This is a genomic window from Pseudoalteromonas sp. P1-13-1a (assembly GCF_001401875.1).
Taxonomy (GTDB): domain Bacteria; phylum Pseudomonadota; class Gammaproteobacteria; order Enterobacterales; family Alteromonadaceae; genus Pseudoalteromonas.
In genome coordinates this window covers 1-576 of record NZ_LKDV01000080.1, presented here as the reverse complement: position 1 = coordinate 576, position 576 = coordinate 1, and the positions used below count along the sequence as shown (strand labels likewise).

The 576-nt window shown below is 41.3% G+C and carries 1 protein-coding gene; it reads left to right on the top strand.

The genetic code is table 11. The features are described from left to right. On the top strand, positions 1-576 hold a 576-nt coding region (locus AN391_RS19845), incomplete at both ends, for an IS3 family transposase (RefSeq protein ID WP_055016972.1).

Genomic DNA, 576 nt, shown 5'->3' with positions numbered 1-576 from the left:
AATCCAGTTGAAAGAAAAAATGATTTTTTACTTCAGTTTTTAATAAAAAGAAGTAATGAAGAGCACTGCATACCTGGTTACAGAAAATTGTGGCAAGCCGCCATAGCCGACGGATATGATTGCAGTAAAGGTCGAGTGCAGCGTTTATTACAAAGCGTGGGTTATCGCTCTAAATCAGGTAAGCGTCGCTACACCAGTGGTAATAAAAAGCAGGGTTTTATAACAGCAGAGAATCTACTTGCTCGTCAATTTGATGTTGAAGAGCCTAATAGTGTATGGGTATCGGATATAACTCAGGTGCGCTGTAAAGAAGGCTGCCAGTACTTATGTGTCATTTTAGATTTATACTCACGCAAAGTTGTGGGCTGGGCAACAAGTCGAATTAATAATGCGGTTTTAGTGATTAAAACACTAAAGAAGGCTTGGAATGTGCGCAAGCCGAACGGGCAACGTTTACTGTTTCATTCAGATCAAGGGAGCCAGTATCGAGCTAAAGAGACTATATCGTGGTTGAACAAGCGAGGTGTAACGATTAGCATGTCGAGAAAGGGAAACTGCTGGGATAATGCCTGTTCA